The 18,269-nt window shown below is 55.8% G+C and carries 15 protein-coding genes and 1 pseudogene; 8 read left to right on the top strand and 8 right to left on the bottom strand.

Going from position 1 to position 18,269, the window contains the following annotated elements:
- The first annotated feature begins 48 nt into the window (after positions 1–48).
- Entirely contained in the window at positions 49–1,137 is a 1,089-nt protein-coding gene (locus HB779_RS10760; RefSeq protein ID WP_188345687.1) for an acyltransferase, read from the top strand.
- Positions 1,138–1,173: 36 nt separating this feature from the next.
- Here the strand turns inward: HB779_RS10760 and HB779_RS10765 are convergent, their stop codons facing one another.
- On the bottom strand, positions 1,174–2,298 hold the full coding sequence (locus HB779_RS10765; RefSeq protein ID WP_188345688.1) for a VWA domain-containing protein: 1,125 nt from the start codon (positions 2,296–2,298) through the stop codon (positions 1,174–1,176).
- A gap of 291 nt (positions 2,299–2,589) precedes the next feature.
- Between HB779_RS10765 and HB779_RS10770 the strand changes: the two are divergent.
- Positions 2,590–3,342: pseudogene (locus HB779_RS10770) on the top strand (DUF3800 domain-containing protein); the annotation flags it as partial.
- 159 nt (positions 3,343–3,501) lie between these two features.
- Here the strand turns inward: HB779_RS10770 and HB779_RS10775 are convergent.
- A protein-coding gene (locus HB779_RS10775; protein ID WP_371823908.1) for an IS5 family transposase occupies positions 3,502–4,268 on the bottom strand; the annotation gives its coding sequence in 2 pieces (ribosomal slippage) (positions 3,502–3,947 and positions 3,947–4,268; 768 coding nt in all).
- A 437-nt stretch (positions 4,269–4,705) separates the two neighbouring features.
- On the opposite strand from HB779_RS10775, the gene HB779_RS10780 reads away from it, so the two are divergent.
- Complete coding sequence (locus HB779_RS10780; protein ID WP_188345689.1) at positions 4,706–5,104, top strand: DoxX family protein; 399 nt, start codon at positions 4,706–4,708, stop codon at positions 5,102–5,104.
- A gap of 44 nt (positions 5,105–5,148) precedes the next feature.
- Here HB779_RS10780 and HB779_RS10785 read toward each other — a convergent pair whose 3' ends face one another.
- Positions 5,149–6,333 (bottom strand): Hint domain-containing protein, encoded by a 1,185-nt coding sequence (locus HB779_RS10785; protein ID WP_188345690.1) that lies wholly within the window; start codon positions 6,331–6,333, stop codon positions 5,149–5,151.
- Between the two features lie 791 nt (positions 6,334–7,124).
- On the opposite strand from HB779_RS10785, the gene HB779_RS10790 reads away from it, so the two are divergent.
- Positions 7,125–7,289: a hypothetical protein gene (locus HB779_RS10790; protein ID WP_188345691.1), complete on the top strand. Its 165-nt coding sequence runs from the start codon at positions 7,125–7,127 to the stop codon at positions 7,287–7,289.
- Here the strand turns inward: HB779_RS10790 and HB779_RS10795 are convergent, their stop codons facing one another.
- On the bottom strand, positions 7,290–8,786 hold the full coding sequence (locus tag HB779_RS10795; protein ID WP_188345692.1) for a PLP-dependent aminotransferase family protein: 1,497 nt from the start codon (positions 8,784–8,786) through the stop codon (positions 7,290–7,292).
- 105 nt (positions 8,787–8,891) lie between these two features.
- Here HB779_RS10795 and HB779_RS10800 point away from each other — a divergent pair, with 105 nt between their 5' ends.
- A complete protein-coding gene (locus tag HB779_RS10800) occupies positions 8,892–10,076 on the top strand; it encodes an MFS transporter (RefSeq protein WP_188345693.1) in 1,185 nt (394 codons plus the stop codon).
- Here HB779_RS10800 and HB779_RS10805 read toward each other — a convergent pair whose 3' ends face one another.
- Positions 10,077–11,285, bottom strand: coding sequence for a TIGR03862 family flavoprotein (locus tag HB779_RS10805; RefSeq protein WP_188345876.1), 1,209 nt, complete (start codon positions 11,283–11,285; stop codon positions 10,077–10,079).
- Positions 11,286–11,505: 220 nt separating this feature from the next.
- On the opposite strand from HB779_RS10805, the gene HB779_RS10810 reads away from it, so the two are divergent.
- Positions 11,506–11,715, top strand: coding sequence for a cold-shock protein (locus HB779_RS10810; RefSeq protein WP_162700345.1), 210 nt, complete (start codon positions 11,506–11,508; stop codon positions 11,713–11,715).
- Positions 11,716–11,931: 216 nt separating this feature from the next.
- Positions 11,932–13,893: an elongation factor G gene (locus tag HB779_RS10815; protein WP_188345694.1), complete on the top strand. Its 1,962-nt coding sequence runs from the start codon at positions 11,932–11,934 to the stop codon at positions 13,891–13,893.
- Positions 13,894–14,025: 132 nt separating this feature from the next.
- Here the strand turns inward: HB779_RS10815 and HB779_RS10820 are convergent, their stop codons facing one another.
- Positions 14,026–15,549, bottom strand: coding sequence for an ABC-F family ATP-binding cassette domain-containing protein (locus HB779_RS10820; RefSeq protein ID WP_188345695.1), 1,524 nt, complete (start codon positions 15,547–15,549; stop codon positions 14,026–14,028).
- A 459-nt stretch (positions 15,550–16,008) separates the two neighbouring features.
- Here HB779_RS10820 and HB779_RS10825 point away from each other — a divergent pair, with 459 nt between their 5' ends.
- Entirely contained in the window at positions 16,009–16,746 is a 738-nt protein-coding gene (locus HB779_RS10825) for a ribonuclease activity regulator RraA (protein WP_188345877.1), read from the top strand.
- An 86-nt stretch (positions 16,747–16,832) separates the two neighbouring features.
- On the opposite strand, the gene HB779_RS10830 is transcribed toward HB779_RS10825, so the two are convergent.
- A complete protein-coding gene (locus HB779_RS10830; RefSeq protein WP_188345696.1) occupies positions 16,833–17,591 on the bottom strand; it encodes a hypothetical protein in 759 nt (252 codons plus the stop codon).
- Between the two features lie 218 nt (positions 17,592–17,809).
- On the bottom strand, positions 17,810–18,220 hold the full coding sequence (locus HB779_RS10835; protein WP_188345697.1) for a VOC family protein: 411 nt from the start codon (positions 18,218–18,220) through the stop codon (positions 17,810–17,812).
- Positions 18,221–18,269 lie beyond the last annotated feature (49 nt).

Below are 18,269 nucleotides of genomic sequence, written 5' to 3' on the forward strand. Positions count from 1 at the left end.
TGATTAACGTATATATGTGCAACGAGGTAAACGGAAAGAACACTATCGATGCAAAGCGCTCCAGCCTATTCGTCTCGCAAGAAACTTTCTTCAATTCAGATTTTGCGGGGGCTGGCTGCAGGTGCTGTTGTCATTGCCCACACGATCGAACATCCTCTTTCAGAGTCCCCCAATGGCCTCGTCATACTGGGTGCTTTCGGTGTTCAGGTGTTCTTCGTCATCAGCGGATTTATCATCGCCTATGTCAATCAGGACGGGCTTTTCAATCCGTTGACGTTCCTCGTGCGCCGCGTCTTTCGTATCGTGCCGCTTTATTGGCTGTGCACCATTCTGGTTTTCTTCTGTGCGCTGTATTTGCCATCGCTGTTCAAGACGACTGTTGCTGATACGGCCTATTTTCTTCAATCGCTGTTTTTCATTCCGGCATCTGTGCCGGGTGATCCGCATGACTGGCGTCCGATCTATAAGCTTGGCTGGTCATTGAACTATGAAATGTTCTTCTACATCTTCTTCGCGTTGTTCTGGTGGTGCAAAGCCTCGCTGACGCGGACCGTCATGATGTCAGGTGTTCTGGGGCTTTTCGTCGCCGGAAGTTTCTTCATCGAACGCGATGGCAGCTGGTATTCCGTCTATATGCACACCAATCTGCTGACATTCATCGCAGGCATGTGGCTGGCCGAAGCTGAGAAATATGGCGTGTGGGATAGGCTGTCCGCTGGAAGCGTTGCGCTGCTGGCTGTGCTTGCCGTACCGCTGCTCATTGCCACGTTCTCGATCAGCCTTGCAGACTACCGCTATTTCTCCCTCTATCTCGTCTCACTGGCTGCGGCCGCGCTGCTGGTGATCCTCGCACTTGCCTGCGAGCGCTGGACCAGAAACCTGCAGAACAATTTCTTCGTCCAGCTTGGCGAAATATCCTATTCGCTCTACTTGACCCACATGTTCGTTGTGGGCTTTGGCTGGTTCGTGATCAACCGGCTTGGTTTGTCCGGTGCTTTGCAGATTGCCGGGATGGCCGGAATTGTCATTGCATGTGTTATCGGCGCGAAAATTTCGTACCATCTTGTCGAGATGCCGTCGAACAAGCTTGGGCACCTGCTGACCCTGAGGCGGCGGACGCCCGTACCGGCATCATGACTATCGGCTGGCGCTGACCGGCTGAATGCATGCCTGCTATTTCAGCTGGTCGCGCAGCGTTTCCTTCACCACCATATCGAAGGAGTCAGTACCGCCGGATGCCGTCTTTTTCGTTGCCTGATCGGCAATATACGCATCGCGCTTTTTGACCAGTTCGACCATCGTGTCCTCCAGCTTGCCGCGTTCCTGCGTCTGCTGGTCGAGAAGCGCCTGTTTTTCTTCCCTGGACTTGCCGCGCAGGTTTTCCGGCAGCTCGGCGTCTTTGACGGCATCAAGCTTTTGCGTGCCGTTTTTGACATCGGTCACCAGATCGCCGCCACCCGTGACAACTTCCTTCGCTCCGCCCTTCTTGGAATAGTAGCGTGAATTATCCACCTGCACGGAAGCGGGGGCCATAGCCTTGGTTTCCATCTTGGTGCGCAGGTCGGTTTGTTTCGCACCGCTGCCGTAAGGAATGACTGTTTTGTCGATTTTCTGCTGCAGAATGATGATGTCGCCGTCGAACGGCGTTTCGATAATGGTGATACGCCCGCCATCCTGCGGTATGGCGATATAACGCCCGTGACCAAGCTGGGCGATCTCACGCCAGATTTTTGTGGTATCAGGATCATCACCCGCCTGCACCGCGTTGACGGTGATCGCGTCCTCCTTGGCCCGTTTCAGCACTTCAGAATATTTCGGGGCGTTGGCGTAATCCATATGCGGCGGGGCGTCACCAACGAGAAACACGATCCGTTTGGTCTTCTCGTCCTTGCTCCATTTCAGTTTGCGCACTGAAGTATCCAGCGCCTCGTTGACGGATTCCGGCGTATCGCCGCCGCCATCGGCCTTCAGCTTGATCAGGTTGCCGTAGAGGCCCTGTACGTCAGAACTCATATCAAAGGTTTTGACCACATATTCATCACCCTTGTCGCGGTAGGCGACCAGCGCCATGCGGATATCCGCATTGGGATTGACGTCGATGATGGTATTGGCAATCGACCAGATCTTGCGTTTTGCGCCGTCAATAAGGTCTGCCATGGAACCTGTCGTGTCGAGCACAAAGGCAACCTCGATACGCTCACCGTTGGGATTACCTTCGGCCAGGACAGGCGAGGCCAGTGCGGTCATAGCAAGACCGGCAGCAAAACTGGTTAGCAAAAGACGCGGATGACGATGCATGATTTCCCCCAAAGAAATGAACAGGGCCTATGCTTCGATCCGGATTGCGGTTTTATTGGGAGGTGCTTTGGACAAGACTGTGGCGGGATGGAACAGTCCTTAACGGTAGGTGAAAGTCTATTAGACTTTTTGGTGGCTAATTTTCCAATGCGTTCCTGAGTACGCTTCAAACGTATCCGTCGCTTACTCAATGATAAATGCGTTTGGAGTGTTGAAATTGGCGATGAGATTTGTTGCCTACGTGGATGAGGCAAACTCGCCGACCAAGTTTCTACCGCCCAATCATCATGGTTCGCTATTGGTGCCTGTATTGTCCGCAACGATAACGATAAATTGTTGCCGTCTTGGCGCGACGAAATACTTCGGCAGTTTCCGCAAAAACGCACCCTTGATTTACATTTTCGCGATTTAAAACATGATCAAAGGGTGCAAACCTGCCTAATGCTTGCCCAAAAGCCAATTGGCGCGTGCGTTGTTGCGTCAAACAAAATCACGCTGCTGACTCATCCGAAGCGAGAAATATTTAAGCAGAAACAACATTTGTACAATTATCTGACACGCTTTTTGCTTGAGCGACTTACACACGCCTGCAAGAGAAAGTCAGAAATTGAGGATGATGGCAGCGCGAGTTTGAAGGTCGTTTTTTCACGGAGACGGGGGACGGACTACCATGCAATGCGCGAGTATCTTGAATTCCTGCGTGATGGACGTGAGGTTATGACACCGGTACGGACAATAAATTGGGATGTTTTATCGCCATCAGATATAGCCGTCGAAAATCATAGTAAAAGGGCGGGGCTCCAAATAGCCGACGTTTTTACAAGTGCGCTATGGCATGCAATCGAACCTAATAGATATGGTTTTTGTGAGTCCCGTTATGCCCGAAGTCTGGCGGTTCGACTTATAAAAACGAATGGTCAGCGATTAAATTACGGTCTGACGCTGGTGCCACCCTTCGGCAAATCCCCGTTAAACGACGAACAGAAGGAGTTCATCGAATGGATCAGGCTGTTGAAGGAAAAACGTGGGCCCCCAGACTCCTGAATGACACTGCAAAGAGTGCTACCACCTCGAAGGTAACTCGGAGTTGCCTAGCGCTTGCCCACAAATATATGATAGGATTTTTTTCGTAAATTTCAAGAGAAACTTGCATTTTGCAGTGTTCGACAGTTTTTTTTGGCAGACAAAAGTGTCGAGCAACTTTTAGGAGGCGTTGACAAAGTGGCGCATCCACAGGCGGATTGAGACGATGTGGACGAAGCCGAGATAACTGTCGGCGGTTTTGTCGTATCGGGTTGCAAGCCTTCGAGCGTTTTTCAACTTGTTGAAGCAACGTTCGACCATGTTGCGCAGGGCATAGATAGCGGTATCGATGGGAAGCTGGACGAGCCTGTTGCGTTTGGTCGGCACCAAGGCGATACCACCGCGCTTTTCCATGTCCTGACGAATAAAATCGGCATCGTAACCCTTGTCAGCCAGTAGCACCTTTGGCGCGGGTCCGTCGGCGTCCATAACGGGCATGTATCCCTTGAAGTCCGAGACTTCTCCGCTAGTCAGTGTGAAGGCTATGGGCAGGCCCATCGCATTGATACGGAGATGGATTTTGGTCGTAAAGCCACCTTTTGAGCGGCCAAGACCCTGACGCGGAGTCCCCCTTTAGCGCCGGCTGAACAATGATGTGCCCGGATGATTGTGCTGTCGATCATTTGCAGGCTGGGATTACCGTCACCACTTTCGTTAAAGGCCTCAAGCAGCACATCCCACAAGCCCGACAGTGTCCAGCGCCGGAACTGGCGGTAAACTGATGACCATTTGCCAAAGTGTTCATGCAAGTCGCGCCAAGCGACACCTGTCCGTGCGATCCAAAATACCCCATCCAGAACAAGCCGGTGATCTCTTGGTCGTCGCCCACTGCGAGCGCCTCGTTCAATCACAAATGGTTCCAGGCAGGCCCATTCCTCATCGCTCATCAAACCTCGGATCAAGATAACCTCCGTGAAAGCTACCTTGAATCAAAACCTACGTGATTTGAAAACCCTCTTTGTCAACACGTCCTAGTTGATTTTTCGTCGTCTTGGGACATTTCTGGGTGTATCCCGGTATTTCATTGACACATCTTCCTATTCCTTAAACGTGGAGGTGTTGATGATTGAACTGTACGATCTGTCGATGCCCAGTCCCCCAAAGACGCAAGTGCCTCAGGCGTACGTTGCAGGTCTATCAACCGAGGCTCGGTGCTCTCCATGGTAGTGACATGCAATGGTCCGGTGTCGAGCCTCACAACTCCTGCGCGCCGCGCAGGAGTAGGGGCGGCGTGTAAGTAACCCCCTTAGTCGTGCCGGTGCGCATTGCAATTCTGCGCAAAGCCAGACATTCTCCAGCCTCCAACAGTGTTTAGCGAGGCAACATGATCTCCCGGATTGAACTTGAAACTGTATGGGCGCCGCGGCTGCTTTCTGTGCTGCGGATTATCACTGCATTGCTGTTCATCGCGCATGGCAGCTCGAAACTGTTCGGGTTTCCCATGGCCATGGACCCGGCACCCAATCTGATGTCGCTGATCGGCGTCGCCGCCGTCCTTGAATTCGCCGGTGGTATTCTGCTGGCGCTGGGGCTGTTTACGCGTCCGGTTGCTTTTGTGCTGGCGGGTGAGATGGCAGTAGCCTATTTCATGGCCCATGCGCCGCAAGGTTTTTACCCGATCCTCAATCACGGCGAGGGCGCTGTGCTGTTCTGCTTCATCTTTCTTTATCTGGCTGCGGCCGGTGGTGGTGCGTGGAGCCTGGATTCCGGGCGCAAAGCCTGATCGAATTGAAGACGGGCACAAGCCTAAGCCTGTGCCCGTTATCTCTATGAGGCTTTCGCGCTTTCGGTCGTATAACCAAAGGTGTTTTCACGCGCCGCAATAATATCGCGTGCCTTGTCCACAGCTGGTCCCATATAAGCAAAAGGGTAGCAGGCCTTGGCCTCCTTCGCTTTCACCGAGGTGAATTGCAGCACACCCTGCTCAAGGAAGACGTTCCTGTTGCCAAGGTCAAGATAGGTTTCCGTCATCGCCCCTTCCGCCCAGATCACATCGTGTTTTTCCAGTTCGATATGGAAATAGTCGATGAGATAAAGCGTCACTTTCTGGGTAACGGTGGTGTCATTGATCAGAAGTTTTGCAGGCACCAATGTACCCCCGATGAACAGGCAATGATCGGGCGAGACGAGCAGGTCGCGCTGGGGCACACCGTCCGCGATGGCTCCCGCATGAATGCGGACCGGCAGGTCATTGCGCGGCTTGTCGAGTATCCTTGGGTCGATGGTCCGGCTGCCAACCCAGATAATCGTGGCAGTGCCCTTGTTCAGGCTGAGAACAAGGTCTCCCGCCTTCAGTTTTTCAACGGGCACGTCTCCATCAGGTGTTGCGATCAGTGTGCCGCGGACAAAACAGGGGGTAATGAAAGTCAAGGTGTCGGTGACATCGTTGAAACTATAGGTTGCACCGGCCGGAATGACATAAGTTGCAAGAGTGCCGAGGCCGAGCAGGCCGCCGTGAAATGTTATGACATTGCCGGATTGGGTGACGCTGGAAGAGCCATTGACGGTAACGCGATCCCCGGCGCTGGCATTGACAATCGTTGGAGAAGGGCTGAGCAGCGAAAGGCCGATGGCCGGGGGCGTGTAAACGAAATGTCCGGTGCCGGTCGATCCGGCAAAATCCACAGTCGTGGTTTGCAGAACATCAATCCCGAGAAGCGCCGAGTTGATGTTCAGGGTGCTGCCCGCGCCGATAATATAGTGGAAGGACGATCCGGCCCCGATGGATGCGAGCTGCGCTTCGACAGTCAAAGTGCTGCCATTGATGACCTGAAATGTCGTGCTGGAAAGACCGCTGACGCCGGCAAACGAGGTGATGTCAGCATTGACGCCATCGACAATGAGCGTTGCATTGGAAACAAGCCCGAGAGCAACAGTATCGCCGGAGTGAAAATTACTGGAATTGATGGTCGTGGTGGTGTTGTTGATAAGGTTGAGATTGATCAAGGCCATGCGGGACCCCTTCCTGTCTGTGTGACATCCCTAGGATCCCCGGTCGCCGATTGTATCGTTCAAGATATCGGAAGCACGCCCAACAAGGTTCTTCGTGGCCGTCTTGACCAGCTTGCAAAGACCGCCATCTCGCGGGCAGGCCTGACGGAAACGCTTTAAGCTCTCATTGCAAAATCCATATCCGCATTCAGCAGTGCGGACATTGCATCGGCATTACTCAATAATCTCAACATGTTGGAGTGCCCGGCCGAGAAGTGCCGCTGCTGGCCGAATTACGCGTTTACATGTCGTTAAGTATGTCGGCCTACCCTTGAGGCCTTGGAGGGTACAACCCTCAACTGACGGAGAAGGCTGGTGCCATGATTAGCGATAACGACAATGACAGCATCTGGACTGATTTTGCCTGCCGCACCTGCGCCCTCGCGATCTTTATCATTGGCGTCGCGATCCCGGTGGCGGTGAAGACGTTTCTATAAAAAAGTGGCTGGTGCGTGCGCGAAGACGTCCCGCTCAACCCAATCCATCATTGCTGATTTGTAATTTGACCTGCACTCTCCGGCGCAGCACGATGGGGCCGCTGGTTTGTCGTGGGGCCAGCATGGGGCTCGGCTGTCGCCTTCCTTCGAAAATTGTCGCTGCCGAGCCTCAAATCCTTTCCGGCGTCAATGCTGATCATTGCTGATGCAACTATTCCGTTAAGGTTACTTGCAACAATACTATTCTAAGTTGTACAAAAACAGCGCATAAATCCCGCCTCTCGTAAGAGTTTTAAACGACACTGTGGCGAGGCAATGATTGTGCGAGCAAAGATAACTTTCGTCGGTCCGCAAAACTACAAGAACAAAATTGTCATTCAGGCGCAAGAACGCAGCCACGCTGCACAGGCACGCTTGCAGTCGGCCATGCGCCGTGTCCGCCGCCGCATGCGCCTGAAAATGCTTGTCAGCCAACGCTGATCAGCGCTGTCTTGCAGCCATATTATCAAGAGTTGCCAACAAGAGTGCGCTGGCTTGATCTGCTTCGCTGGAGGTGAGGGCGGAGAACCCCAGCAGCAATCCGTCACGCGGAGCGGCTGATACGTGCATGGGGGAGACCGGCGTTACCTTTACGCCCCCTTCGGCTGCCGCAGCTGCGGCAGCGCGGTCATCATGCCATGAGCCCGTGCTGCGCCCGATCAGGTGAATGCCCTGACTGGGTACGCTAAACGTCAAATGACCGGCAAGGCGTTCCTGCAGCGCTGCGACGAGCAGATCGCGGGATTTGCGGTAGCTTTCCCGCAACCGCCGCAGATGGCTGGAAAAATAGCCTTCGCTGAGAAAATCCGCCAAAACCTGCTGCTGGAATGGCGGCGGGAAGCGGTCGAGAAACGGACGCATGGCGGCAAAAGCCGCCACCAGATCGCGCGGCACGATCGCATAGCCCACACGGAAGCTGGGCAGCAGCGCCTTGCTGAAAGTCCCGAGATAGATCACGCGTTCATTGTCATCCAGCCCCTGCAGCGAGGCGAGAGGCCGTCCATCATAGCGGAATTCGCTGTCGTAATCGTCCTCGATGATCCAGCTCCGGTTTGCCTTGGCCCAGTTGAGCAATTCCAGACGTCGGGAGAGGGAGAGGGCTGCACCAGCGGGATATTGATGCGATGGCGTGACGTAAACGGCGCTGGCCGTGCCTGTAAAGGATTGAAGCAGCGCGGTTTGCATGCCGTTTTCATCCACGGGAATACCGGTCAGTTCGGCCCCATGCAGTTCGAAAGCATGGCGGGCGCCGGGATAGCAGGGATCTTCGACCAGAACGCGGTCGCCCGGCGTGATCAACGTCCGTGCGACCAGATCAATGGCCTGCTGTGTGCCTGATGTAATGAATATCTGACTGGCATCGCAGCGAACGCTGCGCGACGCCGTGAGATAAGCTGCGATGGCTTCCCGCAAGCTCTGTTCGCCCTGCACGTTCCGGTAGTGATCTTCGCCAAAATTCAGATGGCGTCCGGCAATCCTGCGCAGCACTTCCGTTGTGCGTACGTCATGCACCACCCGGCCAGTCGCAAATGGCACCTGTACGGAGGAACCAAAGGATGGCCCCGCCAGAAGGGCTTTGCGCGCCGCTTTGGAAATGGTGCGCTCAGTGTGATCGGGCAAAGACTGTGCCGTTTTTTGTTGTGCCTGCGGGATATTGCTGACGACGAACGTGCCGGAGCCGTGGACGCTATGGGCATAGCCTTCCGCGATGAGGGTTTCATAGGCCTCAGTGATGACACCACGTGACATTTGCCACTCCCGCGTGGCCAGGCGCGTAGATGGCAGCCGCGCTGACGGACGGATCTGTCCGCTGAGAATCGCTGTGCGGATGGACAAATAAATCTGGCGGGCAGCCGGGGACGGCGAGGTGCGATCCAGCACGGGCTGAAATGAATGCACGGGGCTTTCGCGGCGGCGCGGCTGTCGGTGAATTGGCATTATGCCTCCAAAGTGGCTCATGCGAGGGCGATAAAGTGGATCTGGTTTTTTGTAAAATAAGGAGTTTTATAAAGCCACTTATCTCACCTTTTGCGAGTTTGCACAATGCGAATCACCACTGCGATGTTTCTCTTCTTGGGCACTTTGCTCACCTCTGCCGGATATGGCGCCACCTTCCTGCTCAACGCGTATTTCCTGTCGCTTGGCGGTAATGAGCTGGATACCGGCTTTACACTGGCAGCCGCGATGGTCGGCACATTCGTCGGAGTACCACTGGTTGGCTGGTTTTCGGGCCGGATAGGGGCGGCAAATATGGCGGCCGCCGGTGCGCTGAGCATCGCTGCCGGGTTCTCGCTGTTTGCGTCGCTGACCGCCATTACGCCGTTTTTCGCCATAGGCGGCTTCCTCATCGGTCTCGGATGGGGCGCATTTTACCTTGCTGCACCGATGGCTGTGGTCGAGCGCACCAGCGACGCTGATCGCGGTTTGTGGTTCACCCGCTTCGGTGCTTTCCAGATGGCAGGTATCGGCGGAAGTCCTATCCTTGCCGATTTGGCCGTCCATTCACTGCGGCTGCCGACCGCAACGGTATTTCTGTATGTTGGTGGCATCTCCGTTATTGCCGCGCTTCTGTTGTGGACATTCGAGCGGGCGGCCGTTGTTCAACGGCCGGTCAGCGATACACGCCAATGGCTGCGCCATTTTCCGGCGATCAGCCGCACAGCAGCTATTTATCCGATTGTCATGGTCGCATTGGGTGCCTGTGTGTTCTCCGGTCTGTTGACGTTCCAGACATCGCTAGTGGCGGGTACATCGGCAAACGCCAGCACGTTTTTTGCCATCTATGCGGTCACGGTGGTGACGTCTCGCTGGCTTCTAGCACCTTTGCTGAACCGGGTACGCAGGGAAACCAGCGCGCAAATTCTGCTGGTGATCATGACGCTTGGCATTGTGTCCATGTTCGGGGTGCCGGTCAGCGTGGTCTTTCAGGCGCTTGGTGCCGTGCTCCTGGGTATCGGCTATGGGCTGGTTTATTCCATCATTCAGACGCAGGCAGTCAATGATGCGGCGATGGAACACCGCCAAGCGGCGATGACGTGGTTTGCCTTGTCATATTTTATCGGCGTCTTCGGCTTCCCGGTCCTCGGCGGGTGGATGCTGGTTCATACCGGCAAGAACGGCCTGCTGCTTCTGGTGCTCGTTTGCGGGCTGGCCGAACTGGCGCTTGCGGTCTGGCGCGACCATCTGAACCGGGTTCTGCCGGTTACTGTTAGAGATGTGAGAGGCTGACTATCGGTTCAGCCACGCTTCAAAGCCGCGCGCAGCTGCGCGGCCTGTGGCAAAGCAGGCGGTGAGCAAGTAGCCTCCCGTTGGCGCTTCCCAATCGAGCATTTCACCGGCAACGAACGTGCCGGGGATTGCTTTCAGCATATAATTCGCATCGATCGCATTCCAACTGACGCCGCCGGCGGATGAAATGGCTTCCTCAATCGGACGGGGCCGCAAGACGGCGAGCGGCAGTGCCTTGATCAGTCTGGCGAGCCCTTCAGCATTGGAAAGATCACGGGCGGTTCCGAACCGGCGAACCAACGCCGCCTTGACACCTTCCAGCCCCGCTGCTTTTCGCAGGCGATTGGAAAAGCTCGTTTTGCTATCCTGCCGTGCGAGGTCCTTTGCCAGCCGGTCAATCGTTCGCCCCGGCGCGAGATCAACCGTCATGATTGCGGTGCCGTCATGCTCCAGCTGGTCGCGCAAACTGGCGGCGTGTGCATAGACAAGGCTGCCTTCGATGCCGTTCTGTGAAATCACGAATTCGCCGGGAAATGTGCCCGCATCCGATGTTGCGGTGACAGATTTGACCGGCTCGCCAGCGAAACGCTGTTTGAATAGGTCGTCCCAATCCACGTCAAAGCCGCAATTGGCAGGGCGCAATGGACTGATCGCGACACCTTTGTCTTTAAGTCCTGCAACCCAGGTCGCATCAGAGCCGAGCTTTGGCCAACTGGCACCGCCGAGCGCCAGAACAGCGGCATCGCATTGGATGATTTTTTCGCCATCGGGTGTCTGAAAGACAAGGCCGCTACCCGCAAAACCAATCCAGCGGTGGCGGGTCTTGAGCACAACGCCCTGTGACTCCAACCGCCGCAGCCACGCGCGCAGCAGGGGCGAGGCTTTCATGACATTTGGAAAGACCCGGCCCGACGAACCGGTAAAAGTTTCCGTCCCGAGTTCAGCCGCCCAGATCCTGACATCGTTTGGCGTAAAGGCATCAAGCGCGGGGCGCAAGCGATCCGACGATGCACCGAAACGGCTGGAGAAGCTGGTATATTCTTCGGAATGGGTGATGTTCAGGCCAGATTTTCCGGCGAGCAGGAATTTGCGGCTGACGGTGGGCATGGCGTCGTAAACCGTCACTGCATGACCCGAGAGGGAAAGCACTTCTGCCGCCATGAGACCCGCCGGTCCGCCACCGATGATTGCGATCTGTTTGCTCTGCATATGCCTGATTATTGCCTGAACCATTCCGGTCCACTCTTGGCCCGTGCGGCCAGCAAGCGCAAGGTCCAATGGTCCATTCCCGACGCGCGATTTAAGACAATTCTAAGACGCGTTAACACTTTCTTGCATATAGGCTTTACGCCTCCCACCAAAATTCGCTACAAGGGACCGTTGTGCGGTTCGCGCGACACTCGATACATCTGCCAGACGGAGGTTCATTATGGCCACAGGCACAGTTAAATGGTTCAATTCTACAAAGGGTTTCGGCTTCATTCAGCCTGAAGACGGCGGTGCGGATGTATTCGTACACATCTCTGCAGTTGAACGCGCAGGTTTGCGCGATCTCAATGACGGTCAGAAGATCAACTACGAACTCGTGCGCGACAAGAAGTCGGGCAAGATGTCCGCTGACCAGCTGAGCGCTGCTTAAGCCTCATCAGATTAGTTTCAGGTGGCGATAGCCGCTGAATAAACTATTTTTGCAGGCCAGACGAAAGTCTGGCCTGTTTTTTGTCTAGACGTGTTTGCAAGCGGCCTCGACGTGAGAATAGGGCAGATACAAGAAAAACATCCTCACTCTGGCGCTTCGGGCCGCGTTAAGGCATCTTGTAAGCGGAGACTTTTGTCGTAGCAGGGGAGGACGCGTATGCGCTGCTTTACGGTACTTGGACCTTCGCAGACCGGAAAATCCACACTCGTGGAAAAACTGGGCGCGCTGGAAGGCGCGCCAAAAAAATCTGTTTCACCCTATGGACTTGGCGTCACCGAATTCACTTTCGGTAAAGAGGTGTGGTGTGCACTGGATGCACCCGGCGCCAATGAATCGCTGGCGCATGCGCAGGACGCACTTCTTGCCAGCGATGCCTGCATCCTGTGCGTCTCACCAGCGCCGGAAGATGCGGTGCTTGCGGCACCCTATCTCAAAGTGATCGAGGCGTCGGGCACGCCGTGCATTTTGTTCGTCAACCGCATCGATGAACCGCGAGGGCGGGTGCGCGACGTGATTTCCGCGTTGCAGGGATATTCGAGCCATTCGCTGGTGCTGCGGCAAGTGCCGATCCGCGAGGGCGACAAGGTTGTCGGGACATGCGACCTGATTTCGGAGCGGGCATGGCGTTACCGCGAAGGTCAGACATCAGCGTTGATTGCGATACCTGAAAGTGAGCTGGAGCGCGAACACGAGGCACGCGCCGAACTTTTGGAGCAGCTTTCCGAATTTGATGACTGGCTGCTGGAAGAACTGATCGAGGATCGTGACCCGCCGAGTGATGCGGTCTTTGCCATTTCTTCGCGGGTGTTGCGGGAGAACAAGGTGATCCCGGTGCTGCTCGGTGCGGCGAGCCACAGCAACGGTATATTGCGGTTGATGAAGGCGCTACGCCATGAGGCGCCACCGGTGGACGTGCTTCTGAAGCGCCTTGCTGCCAGCGCAAAGGTGCCGGAAAATGCCTTGGCTGCAGTCAGTTTTCACGCCTATCACCGCCAGAATATTGGCAAGACAGTGCTTGTCCGAGCGCTGAAAGATGGGCTGAAACAGGGCGCACTGCTGGGCGGCGGGCGGCTGGGACCGGTGCAGGAACCAGGAACCGGCAAGCCGACCGCGTCAGGCATACCGGTGCCCGGCGATGTTTTCAGCACAGTTAAATCCGACCATCTTCCGGTGCCTTCGCTGCTCACTGCCGATGCTGCCAAGGCGGCGCCGGAATGGACTGCGCCACCGACGCCGATGCTGGAACGTATTCTGGTGCCGGAAAGCGAGCGCGACGAAACAAAATTGTCGGAAACGCTGACCAAGCTTGTGGAGACGGATCGCGGGTTGACCGTCATGCAGGAGGAGGGGACGGGCGCACAACTGGTCCGCGCGCAAGGACCGGTGCATTTGCGCGACCTGTGTAAGACGCTGGCCGAGGTCTTCCATGTCAATGTCACTGACAGGCCTCCGAGCCCGGTTTACCGCGAGACGATCTCGAAATCCGCCGATGTGCATTACCGTCACCGCAAGCAGACTGGCGGTGCCGGGCAGTTTGCCGACGTGAAGCTCAGCGTGCACCCAAATGGGCGCGGCGATGGCTTTTCCTTTGGTGAAGTGGTGAAAGGCGGTGCAGTGCCGCGCAATTTTATCCCTGCTGTTGAGGCAGGCGCGCGTGAAGCCATGGAAAAGGGTCCGCTTGGCCTGCATGTGATCGATGTTGGCGTGACCCTGACCGACGGTCAGCATCATTCGGTTGATAGTTCGGAATTCGCATTCCGGGCGGCGGCGAAGATGGGCGTGCGGCAGGCGCTGGCGGAAGCTGCTGCTGTGCTGATGCAGCCGGTGTTCAGGGTAGAAATCCACATACCCTCGATGTTCTCGGGCAGCCTTGTGCCGATTGTTTCGTCGTTCAAGGGGCAGGTGCTGGGCTTTGACCGGGATGAAACCGCTAAGGGCTGGGATATTTTCCGGGCGATTATACCGGGCGCTGCGCTGGATGATCTGGCGCGGTCACTGAGGGCGGCAACGCAGGGCATTGGCCACTTTTCCAAGGCGTTTGATCATTTCGAGGAACTTTACGGCAAGGAAGCCGACGCGATCATCAATGCCCACGCACAAGCGGCTCATGCGGGGTGACGGGCCGCTTCATATAACTCCGTCATCCTCGGGTTAAACCCGAGGATGACCCGAGGATGACGGAGAGAGAAGCTTTGTGATAAGCGGCAAAAGGTATGTCTGAGGCTCGTGTGCGTCCGACGCTTTAGGCCCCTATCTTCCGGCAATCGCAGCAAAAAACTCTTCCGGGCCTTCGACTTCGACCAGACGCCTATTGTCGATGAGCCAGAAGCGATTGCCGACGGCGCGCACGAAACTGCGGTCATGCGAGACGAGCAGGCAGCTTGCTTCATGCGCCATCAGTTCGGTTTCCAGCGCTTCCTGCCCATCGATGTCTAGATGGTTGGTCGGCTCATCCAGCAGATAGAAGTTCGGATTTATCAGGCGCAGCACCAGCATCCCGAGACGGGCCTTCTGCCCGCCGGACAAAACGCTGTTCGGTTTGCTCTGGATATCAATGCCAAGACCGGCCCCTGCCAGCAGTGTGCGGACACGCTGATCGCCAATATCGAAACGCCGGCTGATCGTGTTGAAAGGTGTATCGCTTTCCGGCAGTTCCGACAGCGCCTGATCGCCGTAACCGAGCACCAGTGACGGCGTTGCCTTGACTGTTTCGGGTGAATTCGCCGGATCAATGATTGCCTTCCGGATCATGTTGACGAGGCGGGTTTTGCCCGTACCATTCAGCCCGAGCAGAACAATGCGGTCACCCTGACAAATCCAGCGCTGGCCTGTCTTGAACAGCAATGTTCCATCCGGTGTTTCCACTGACGCATTGTCGAGTGTCACCAGAACTTTGGCATGGGTGCCGCTATTGGTCAGCCTTATTGCGCCGGATGACCTCTCCATATGGGCAGGTTTTGCCGCATCCTCCAGACGTTCTGCCCTTTGCTTGAGCTGTTTGGTCTTCACGGTCAGAAGGTCACTGCCGGAATTGATGCCGAGATTGTTGAGCTTTGCCGCCTGCTGGCGCAACTGTTGCGCCACCTTCATATCCCGCTGATAGCGGCGCGCTTCGGAGGCATCGATCTCATCGAGTGCCACCCGTGCCCGCGAATAGGGCAAGGAGAACATCTGCGAATTTTCCGGCCGCAGAAACAATGTCCGGTTGGTGGTGGTATCGAGAAATGCCCGGTCGTGGCTGCAGATGATAACAGGCACATCGCGCGGCAGATTGTTGAGCCAGTCTTCCAGCTGTGCGATTTTGGCAAGATCGAGATGGTTGGTCGGTTCATCCAGCAGCAACACATCCGGATCGGTCACCCAGACGCGCGCAAGCAGGGCAAGCCTTTGCCAGCCGCCACTGAGCTGGGCAAGGAAACGCTGGCGCAACTCTTCCGGCACATCGAGCGAGTCGAGCACGATATCGGCCCGCCAACTCTCGCTGTCGATCTGGTCCGCAGGCAGCGCCTGGCGCACCACATCGTAAAACGATGTGTTCATCAGTCTATCGGGCACGATCTGCTCGACATAACCGATGCGCAGGCCGCGCGTACGGGTGATGTCGCCGATGGTCGGGTCGAATTCACCCGTCAGGCAACGCAGCAATGTGGATTTGCCACGGCCATTGGCGGCGATGATACCGAGACGGTCGCCAGCGCTGACGACAAGGTTGAGGCTGGAAAACAGCGATGCACCGAGAGTGACGCCGAGATTTCTTATATTGATCAAAGTCATGATTATTCTCTGGTCTGCCGGGCAGGCATGAGCGCGATGTGGATTGATTCATCGGGCTGATGCGGGTGACCAAGATGCCTCATGGGCGGGTTGCTTGGGTCACGATGCTCGGTGTGTTGTAACGCTATGCAGACGGTCAAGATTGACGTTGCATTACCACGAAGGGCAGACCTGGAAGGGGTTTGGAAAAGTGTGTTTCCGGTCAGCCCTGCAAACGGATTTGCAGGGCGTTGACGGGGCCACGCTGGCGATGGTGCCGAAAGAACGTATTCATGCGCAGCCCTCCTTTCCTGAATTGAGCTAAAGCTCCAATATCATTGCCTGCGGCCGGTTGCAATATTCCGGTGGATGCAAAGCCGGTAGAGCGCCGCGCAACTTAAAATGATCCTGCAGAACGTTGAGAAGTCTTGCCAGACAGGCAGGCGGGTGCACACATTCATGGTCCGTGAAACCATAGCGATGGAGAGCCAATTGCCCATATCCGAGGATACCATTCCTGTTGCGCTCGATAAGAAGACAATCGAGCTTCTCAAAAGCGTCTCGACCGCAACGTTGACGACGATTTTGCTGAAGAAGGGGCTGCGCAATGTCTGGATGCGCGGAACAAAGCCGATCAAATCGGGTCAGCCCCGCACTGTCGGGCCTGCATTCACGCTGCGTTTCGTCCCGGCACGCGAGGACTTGGCCACCCCGGCAAGTTGGGCTTCGCCAATCTCCACCCGTGCGGCCATCGAAGCCATGCCGGAAGGCGTCGTGGTGGTAGCGGACGCGATGGGTGTCACCGATGCGGGCATTTTTGGTGATATTCTCTGCGCGCGCATGGTTAAACGCGGGGTTGCGGGACTTGTTACCGATGGCGTGATGCGCGATGCGGCTGGCGTACTTGGAACGGGGTTCTCCGTCTGGTGCAATGGCATCGCCGCGCCGCCATCCGTGGCTGGCCTGACCTTCGTTGCATGGCAGCAACCGATAGCTTGTGGCGGTGTAGCGGTGTTTCCCAATGATATTGTCGTGGTGGATGATGATGGCGCGGTGCTTATTCCTGCTGCTTATCTTGACGACGTGCTCAAGGAAGCGCCCGAGCAGGAACGCATGGAGGCCTGGATTATGGACGAGGTCGAGTCCGGTGTTCCATTGCCGGGGCTTTATCCGATGAATGCGGAAACCAAGGCGCGGTATGAGCGAGACAAGGGGTAGTGCTGCTCGGGTAACGCAAAGAGAAACTGATCCGAATCGGCCGAGCCATTCCACCCACCAATCCAGTCAGATTATCAGTTTACGACCTAAGCGCGTGAGACCATGAAATAGGCCTGCTTGCCCTGGATGCCCGCAAGGTTGCCGCCATGGCCTTCCTTGGTACACAACGCAATCGCCTCGATATAGGGCAGTGCCATGGTCGACATGGTCGGATTGAGCAGGAACGGCACGGCCTTCCAGTTGTAGAAGGTCAGGGCCGTCAGATTGTGCGTCTTTGGGATAAGCGTTTTCGGATCCTTGAACAGGTTGGAAACCAGATTGAGTGTTCCGGTTGAAATGCCGACGGCGCCTCTGAACTGATCCGAGCCTTCTGACTCTTTCCAGTACGGGCCCTTGAAAATCGGTACGCCGATTTCACCGTCAATAACCGGCGTTCCCGGCGCCGGGCCGATATCTTCGCCTGTCGAAGCCAATTTCGCGGCCTCGTTCAACCCTTTAACTTTGAAATCCTTGACCTTCACCGTCAGGACACTCAAGCCAAAGGTAATGCCAAGCGTGCCACCGAGACCGCCGCCCGTGAACGTTATCTGCTCGCCGGTTTTCCGGTTGCGCATGGGAATCGTGATGTGCCCAAGGCTGATGCCGAGTTTGGCCACCGGGGTACTGATTGAGACGCCGAGCTCCTTGGCATCAATCAGATTCCAGTCTGTCCGTTTCTTGTCAATCGAGGAGGCATAGTTCTGAACCTCGGCCCGCTGGCGATTATATTCGTCCTGCTGCCGGTAGGCTTCCTGCATCATTCCGGCTCTGGCAGCCGAGGAAAATCCGAAATCGCTGGGGCTCATATTCTCTCCTTCAGATCATGTCGCTGTGAAGATTATCGGCGCTATGCAACAAGAGTATGAGAGAAAAACCTGGAAACAAAGATAAATATGTCCTTGCCTGTGAGAAGAGTGAGCGGTTTGCGGATGTAACTGTAATAATTGTACTATTTGTTATGCAGATAAACAGAGCATCCTGACGAGATCGGGACGCTCTGTTTATTATGACAATGTTACGCGGTTCAATTTCCGGGAAACGCGCTCATATCCATCCACATGATTTCCCAGACATAACCATCTGGGTCCTCGACGCTGCGGCTGAACATGAAGCCATGGTCCTGCGGCGGGTTCGGGTCGGCGATGCCGCCTGCAGCCACCGCGCGGGTGAGGGTGGCGTCTACGGCGTCCTTGGTATCGACGCTGAGGGCGATCAGCGTCTGGCTTTCACGCCGTGCATCACCGATGGGGCGTTTGGTGAAATCGCTGTAGCGTCCGTGGGTCAACAGCATAATCCCGATCGCGTCCGATAGCATGACCGAAGTCGCCTGTTCGTCGGAAAATTGCGGGTTTACTGTACCGCCGAGGGCAACGTAAAAATCACCGGAAGCCGCCAAATTGCGGACGGGCAGATTCACAAAAATCATCTTGGGCATTTGATCCTCCTTTTCAAAAGCTGCGAGCTGCGTTATTATCTCGCTGCAA

Origin of the sequence: Phyllobacterium sp. 628 (assembly GCF_014189505.1) — a bacterium.
Lineage (GTDB): Bacteria > Pseudomonadota > Alphaproteobacteria > Rhizobiales > Rhizobiaceae > Phyllobacterium.

Coding starts and splice junctions, on each gene's coding strand:
- HB779_RS10835 (WP_188345697.1), bottom strand. CDS start 18,220: ATGCCCAAGATGATTTTTGTGAATCTGCCCGTCCGCAATTTGGCGGCT.
- HB779_RS10810 (WP_162700345.1), top strand. CDS start 11,506: ATGGCCACAGGCACAGTTAAATGGTTCAATTCTACAAAGGGTTTCGGC.
- HB779_RS10760 (WP_188345687.1), top strand. CDS start 49: ATGCAAAGCGCTCCAGCCTATTCGTCTCGCAAGAAACTTTCTTCAATT.
- HB779_RS10830 (WP_188345696.1), bottom strand. CDS start 17,591: ATGAGCCCCAGCGATTTCGGATTTTCCTCGGCTGCCAGAGCCGGAATG.
- HB779_RS10785 (WP_188345690.1), bottom strand. CDS start 6,333: ATGGCCTTGATCAATCTCAACCTTATCAACAACACCACCACGACCATC.
- HB779_RS10825 (WP_188345877.1), top strand. CDS start 16,009: ATGGAGAGCCAATTGCCCATATCCGAGGATACCATTCCTGTTGCGCTC.
- HB779_RS10805 (WP_188345876.1), bottom strand. CDS start 11,285: ATGCAGAGCAAACAGATCGCAATCATCGGTGGCGGACCGGCGGGTCTC.
- HB779_RS10815 (WP_188345694.1), top strand. CDS start 11,932: ATGCGCTGCTTTACGGTACTTGGACCTTCGCAGACCGGAAAATCCACA.
- HB779_RS10790 (WP_188345691.1), top strand. CDS start 7,125: ATGATTGTGCGAGCAAAGATAACTTTCGTCGGTCCGCAAAACTACAAG.
- HB779_RS10765 (WP_188345688.1), bottom strand. CDS start 2,298: ATGCATCGTCATCCGCGTCTTTTGCTAACCAGTTTTGCTGCCGGTCTT.
- HB779_RS10820 (WP_188345695.1), bottom strand. CDS start 15,549: ATGACTTTGATCAATATAAGAAATCTCGGCGTCACTCTCGGTGCATCG.
- HB779_RS10795 (WP_188345692.1), bottom strand. CDS start 8,786: ATGCCAATTCACCGACAGCCGCGCCGCCGCGAAAGCCCCGTGCATTCA.
- HB779_RS10780 (WP_188345689.1), top strand. CDS start 4,706: ATGATCTCCCGGATTGAACTTGAAACTGTATGGGCGCCGCGGCTGCTT.
- HB779_RS10800 (WP_188345693.1), top strand. CDS start 8,892: ATGCGAATCACCACTGCGATGTTTCTCTTCTTGGGCACTTTGCTCACC.